Origin of the sequence: Leptolyngbya sp. CCY15150 (assembly GCF_016888135.1) — a bacterium.
GTDB lineage: Bacteria > Cyanobacteriota > Cyanobacteriia > RECH01 > RECH01 > RECH01.
The window spans coordinates 1-5,493 of sequence record NZ_JACSWB010000075.1 but is presented as its reverse complement, the minus strand read 5'-3'; the positions used below and the strand labels follow the sequence as shown (position 1 = coordinate 5,493).

At 52.1% G+C, this 5,493-nt stretch carries 5 protein-coding genes; 4 read left to right on the top strand and 1 reads right to left on the bottom strand.

What is annotated here, in order from left to right; all coding sequences use genetic code 11:
- Positions 1-476: 476 nt before the first annotated feature.
- Positions 477-704, bottom strand: coding sequence for a hypothetical protein (locus JUJ53_RS00420; protein ID WP_204150024.1), 228 nt, complete (start codon positions 702-704; stop codon positions 477-479).
- 174 nt (positions 705-878) lie between these two features.
- Between JUJ53_RS00420 and JUJ53_RS00415 the strand changes: the two genes are divergently transcribed.
- From JUJ53_RS00415 to katG, 4 genes are all read left to right on the top strand, one after another.
- Positions 879-1,160, top strand: coding sequence for a DUF1778 domain-containing protein (locus JUJ53_RS00415; RefSeq protein WP_204150023.1), 282 nt, complete (start codon positions 879-881; stop codon positions 1,158-1,160).
- Between the two features lie 5 nt (positions 1,161-1,165).
- On the top strand, positions 1,166-1,684 hold the full coding sequence (locus JUJ53_RS00410) for a GNAT family N-acetyltransferase (RefSeq protein WP_204150022.1): 519 nt from the start codon (positions 1,166-1,168) through the stop codon (positions 1,682-1,684).
- Positions 1,685-2,143: 459 nt separating this feature from the next.
- On the top strand, positions 2,144-2,929 hold the full coding sequence (locus JUJ53_RS00405; RefSeq protein WP_204150021.1) for a transglutaminase family protein: 786 nt from the start codon (positions 2,144-2,146) through the stop codon (positions 2,927-2,929).
- A 293-nt stretch (positions 2,930-3,222) separates the two neighbouring features.
- The gene (gene katG / locus JUJ53_RS00400; RefSeq protein WP_204150020.1) at positions 3,223-5,451 is read left to right on the top strand and encodes a catalase/peroxidase HPI; all 2,229 of its coding nucleotides are present in this window, start codon (positions 3,223-3,225) and stop codon (positions 5,449-5,451) included.
- The last annotated feature ends 42 nt before the right edge of the window (positions 5,452-5,493 follow it).

Genomic DNA, 5,493 nt, shown 5'->3' with positions numbered 1-5,493 from the left:
TTGGATCAACTAACACTGGAGCAGGTTGCATCAGTTTCTGCCTACGACTTTATCCTGGAAGCACTGTTCTATGCCGCCTCACATTGAACTGGTATCAAAGGAATTGTTAAGATTGCTATCCGTTCTTTGGGAATTCCATTGCCTTAAGCTTCTATCTGACCAGTAGCTTGTCTAATTCGCCAAATCCCAAATGAAAGAATGCGGTTTTTCAATAAATCCATTGATACTGTTCTTAACAAGCATGGGCAATATGTTCATATGGAGAATTGCTGTCTCTATGCCTGATAAATAGCAATCTATTTAAGCATTGATTAAAATCAAGCGGCTACGTGACATGGCGGGGATTGTTGCTACTGAACTATGATTGAACTGCTTCGACAGGCGATCGCTCTCCCAATTCACAGAAAAGCGATCGCTCCACTCTCATGACATCTCGCCTGAACTTACAACCCGAATGTCAGAGAGCACTTCCGGCGCTAAATGCCGTGCTCATCCAGATAGGATTTAATTCCCGCCTCCAGATCCTGAAGCGCTGCCTCCAAGCTAGGATAGCTGTCTTCACCTTCGTAAACAGTGCCGCCCAAGTCGTATGCTCGGACAAAGGCAGAAATCATCTCATGCTGCCCAATTTCGATCCAGCCAATTTCTTCAACAAAGCGATGGATGGTTGGGTATTCTTCTTCAAAGATTTTGGATTTTGGCATTGGTGTTTTCTGATTAAGTCACGGCACTAGAATTTTATCGGGTTTGAGCGATCGCTCTTCTAGTTCACAGAAAAGCGATCGTCAAGCTGAGAACTGCTGGCTTCATATGAACAGAGTTGCTATCCGGCAATTTGCCGTATAAGATAGGACGTATAAGATTTATGGTTCACCGATATGGCTCCTACACCTCCCTCAAAACAAATGGCGAGACTCGAAGCTCGCATCACCCCAGAGACCAAAGCTCTTCTTCAGAAAGCTGCGAGTTTGGAAGGACGCACGTTGACAGATTTTGTTGTTGCAAGTGTTCAGGCAGAAGCTAACCGAGTCATTCAGAAGCATCAAACGCTAAAGCTGAGTGTTGAAGATAGCGAAGCTTTTGTCGATGCATTCCTTAATCCTCCAAAACTCAATGATTCTCTGAAATCAGCGGTTCTACGATATAAGCAAGTCATGTAAGTTTGATGGTCTTAAAGATTGAGCTACTTGACTCTCGCAAGCATAGTCGTTCAGAGTTCTCCTGCGGAAAAGATAGCTTAGACAACTACCTACGTAAGCAAGCATCTCAGGATCTCAAAAAACGGGTCGCAACTGTGTTTGTCTTGGTTGATGACCCTGATTTTAACGTCCTGGCATACTACACGCTCTCTTCATTCACGGTAGACATCACAGCCCTAGATGAAGCTTCTGCAAAACGCCTCCCTCGTTACCCACGATTGCCCGCTACACTGTTGGGCCGTTTAGCTGTAGATAATAAGCATAAAGGTAAGAAATTCGGAGAGCTGATGTTGGTAGATGCTCTTAAGAAATCGCTGGGTGTCTCTACACAAATTGCCTCTCTAGCTGTGATAGCAGAAGCTTTAGATGAGCAAGCCTTGAAATTCTACACCAAGTACGGCTTTCAACAATTTAAGCAAGATCCTATGAAGCTATACGTTCCAATGAAATCTATCGAAGAACTTTGTCAAACCCTTGATAGTTAGTCTTTGCACCCAGAAGCCAGTGACGGGGCAGGAGTGAGAAGCGAGCGGTGGGAGGGAAAGGTTAGTCGTTGGCGAGCGATCGGCGGTATTATCTCACTAAAACATCATGGCAACGAACGCTCACCGCTGGTGCTGAGCTTGAGGTTACCTACCGCCGCTGCATTTTACCGTTATGCAAAGCTGCCTGTAGATTCCCTGTCAATCATTCTCATTTTGGATTTTTCAGGCATTTTCAGCAATCTGTTCAAGCATTGATTAAGATTAAGAGGCTATGTGACAAGGCGGGGATTGCCGTTACTGAACTATGACTGAACTGCTTCGACAGGCGATCGCTCAATCCCAGCAACTCCCGCCCGATCAGCAAGATGCGATCGCGGCTTGGCTCTTATCAGTTATCGCGACTTGGGATTGTTAGAGTCCGATCATAGTTATGGGTTAGGAAGATTACTGAGAGATTTAATGCGACTCAATGCCGGGTGTGAACTTTTGTTTGAGACAGCGGAGCCTGCGCCGCTTATTTTGATGCTGCAACCCCAGAGGGGATCAGCCCAACACATTCTTCAGACCAGCCTACAGTTTGAGCCCCAAGTGCCCACCGTGGACTACGCAGATAGCTACGGCAACCTCTGTCAGCGGCTGGTAGTACCCACCGGGCAACTGCGGGTGCGCAGTACCGTCACCGCTGAAGTTGCCGATCGCATCCATGTGCAGTTTGGGGCCGAATTTGTGCCCGTGCAAGACCTGCCCCACGCTACCCTTCAGTTTCTCTTGCCCAGCCGCTACTGTCAGTCCGACCTGATGGCCGATTTAGCCAACGACATTGTGGCCGACATCGAGCCTGCCTACGACCAAGTTGAGGCCATCCGCCACTGGATTCACACCCATATCGACTACCAATACGACACCAGCAATGCCTCTACCTCAGCCTTAGAAACCGAACAAAACCGAGTCGGCGTCTGCCGCGATTTTGTCCACCTAGGCATCGCCCTCTGCCGTAGCCTCACCATCCCAGCCCGCATGGTCGTGGGTTATCTGTACGACCTCAAGCCGATGGATCTACACGCCTGGTTTGAGGCCTACGTGGGCGATCGCTGGTATACCTTTGATGCAACTCAGGCAGAACCTCGGGGCGATCGCATCATCATTGCCTATGGTCGAGACGCCGCCGACGTGGCCCTGGCTACCCAGTATGGGCCGCTGCAGCTCACCGAAATGGAGGTTTGGGTGCAGGCTGCTTCTCAATGATTCATCTGCCAATCTAAAGTCAATGGCGTTGCTGTCATAGATGTCATCTGTATCGTTAAGCCATGGCTACATGAATTTTCAACCGTTTAAGGTCTTCACGGTTTCTTGATGCCCCAACTAATGTGACCATGACTATATCGCTCTTCAAGGGTTCTCTGATCCAACGTGCTGAAGCCTCATGCATGGATTGGGCTCTGAGAATACCACCTCATGTACTTGCGTTGGATCGCCGATTCTCTGCCCAGAGTCCATGGAGAGCACTACTGCAAACTTGTAACCAAGTGAGAGAGACTATGAGCAGCGAAAGTAAATGCCCCTTTATGGGCGGAATTCAACGAGCGACGGCTGGCCACGGCACATCGAACCGAGACTGGTGGCCGAACCGATTAAACCTGGGTATTCTCCATCAACACTCCCCCCAAGCTAACCCCATGGGGGAGTCGTTTACCTATGCCGAAGCGTTCAAGAGCCTGGATTATGCTGCCCTTAAGGCAGATCTGTTTGAACTGATGACCCACTCCCAAGACTGGTGGCCCGCCGACTACGGTCACTATGGGCCGCTATTCATCCGCATGGCCTGGCACAGCGCTGGCACCTACCGCATTGGCGATGGTCGTGGCGGCGGCGGCACCGGCAACCAGCGATTCGCGCCGATCAATAGCTGGCCCGATAACGCCAATCTTGATAAAGCCCGCCTGCTCCTATGGCCCATCAAGCAGAAATACGGCGAGAAAATTTCCTGGGCTGACCTGATGATTTTGGCGGGCAACTGCGCCCTAGAATCCATGGGCTTCAAAACCCTAGGGTTTGCCGGTGGTCGCGCCGATATTTGGGAGCCGGAGGAGGATATTTACTGGGGCTCTGAGGGCACATGGCTGGGAGATGAGCGTTATAGTGGCGATCGCGACCTAGAAAACCCCCTAGCAGCGGTGCAAATGGGGCTGATCTATGTGAATCCAGAAGGCCCCAATGGCAATCCTGACCCGGTGGCATCGGGCCAGGATATTCGCGAAACCTTTGGTCGCATGGCGATGAACGATGAAGAAACCGTAGCCCTGACGATTGGTGGCCACACCTTTGGCAAATGCCATGGGGCTGGAGATGCCGCCCTTGTGGGGGCAGAACCCGAGGGGGCCAGCCTTGAAGAGCAGGGGCTGGGCTGGCGCAACAGCTTCGGTACCGGCATCGGTGCCCACACCACCACCAGCGGCATCGAGGGGGCCTGGACAACCAACCCGGTGAAATGGGACAACAACTACCTAGAAAACCTGTTTGGCTATGAGTGGGAACTGGTGAAAAGTCCGGCTGGTGCCCATCAGTGGCAACCGAAGGATGGAGCCGGGGCTGATACCGTCCCGGATGCCCACGACCCCACCAAGCGCCATGCACCGATCATGACCACAGCGGATATGGCCATGAAAATGGATCCGGTGTATGCGCCAATTGCCCGGCGCTTTCTGGAACATCCAGAGGATCTAGAAATGGCCTTTGCTAAGGCCTGGTTCAAGCTAACCCATCGCGACATGGGCTCCCGCGCTCGTTACCTTGGCCCCGAGGTACCCCAGGAAGAATTCCTCTGGCAAGATCCGATTCCCCCGGTGACCCACGCGCTCATTGACGACCAAGATATTGCTGCCCTCAAGGCTCAGATTCTAGCCGCTGGATTATCGGTGTCCCAACTGGTCTCAACCGCCTGGGCCTCAGCGTCTACCTTCCGAGGCTCTGACATGCGCGGTGGCGCGAACGGAGCGCGGATTCGTCTATCTCCCCAGAAAGATTGGGAGGTGAACCAGCCTGCCCAACTGGCGACTGTGTTGCAAACCCTAGAGGGAATCCAGCAAGCGTTCAATCAATCCCAATCCGGCGGCAAGCAGGTTTCCCTAGCAGATCTGATTGTCCTCGGTGGCTGTGCCGGGGTGGAGCAGGCGGCCAAGAATGCCGGTCATACGATCACGGTGCCGTTCCAGCCGGGACGCACCGATGCTACTCAGGAACAAACTGACGTGGAGGCTTTCGCGCCCCTAGAGCCTAAAGCCGATGGCTTCCGTAATTACCTAAAAACCGGTGGTCATAGCCTATCGGCGGAAGAGTTGCTGGTGGATAAGTCCCAACTGCTGACCCTAAGTGCCCCAGAGATGACGGTGCTGATCGGCGGTATGCGGGCGCTGAATACCAACGTTGACGGCACCTCGCACGGCGTCTTCACCCAACGCCCCGAGACCCTGACCAACGACTTCTTCGCTAACCTGCTGGATTTCAATACGGCGTGGAAAGCGACCTCGGATGACCAAGAGGTGTTTGAGGGGCGCGATCGCAAAACTGGCGAACTCAAGTGGACAGGCACCCGCGTCGATCTGATCTTCGGGTCAAACTCTCAGCTCCGAGCCCTGGCAGAAGTTTACGGATGTCACGACTCCCAGTCCAAATTTGTGCGTGACTTTGTGGTGGCTTGGGATAAGGTGATGAACCTAGGGCGTGTTTTAAAACCTTTTGGCATACTGGTAAGTAGTGTAGCTACCTGATAGATGTCCATGACTAACCAATCCCTCAGAACTATCCGCCGA